The sequence below is a fragment of the Vibrio sp. 811 genome, from assembly GCF_033339195.1.
This window is the reverse complement of record NZ_JAWOUB010000798.1, coordinates 1-550: the sequence shown is the minus strand read 5'-3', so window position 1 is coordinate 550 and position 550 is coordinate 1. Positions and strand designations below refer to the sequence as shown.

Sequence of the window (550 nt, the reverse complement as noted above, 5' to 3'; positions counted from 1 at the left end):
GTTTCGGTAAGAAAATCTCCCACGATCAAGAACATTTGAATGTTCACCATGAAAGCGGTGAATATGATGCCATCCGAATTCTTCATCTCTCTGAAATTGAACTGCTTCCGTGGCGCGACCTTGAGGTCGATATCGTTTTAGATTGTACCGGCGTTTATGGTTCAAAGGCGGATGGTCTTGCCCATATCGAAGCCGGAGCGAAGAAAGTGCTCTTCTCTCACCCAGGAGCGAACGATCTCGATAACACCATTATTTACGGTGTGAACCACGAAACTCTCAAAGATGAACACCGCGTGGTGTCCAATGGTTCATGTACCACCAACTGTATTGTTCCCATAATCAAAGTATTGGATGAAGCATTTGGGATTGAGTCAGGTACCATTACCACAATCCACTCATCCATGAACGACCAACAAGTTATTGATGCCTACCATAATGACTTACGTCGTACTCGAGCTGCGAGCCAATCTATCATTCCTGTTGACACCAAGTTGCATAAAGGAATTGAAAGAATCTTCCCGAAATTTTCCAACAAATTCGAAGCAATTTC

At 43.8% G+C, this 550-nt stretch carries 1 pseudogene; it reads left to right on the top strand.

Annotated features, from left to right (window positions below):
• Nucleotides 1-550: pseudogene (locus tag R7Q46_RS29460) on the top strand (erythrose-4-phosphate dehydrogenase); the annotation flags it as partial.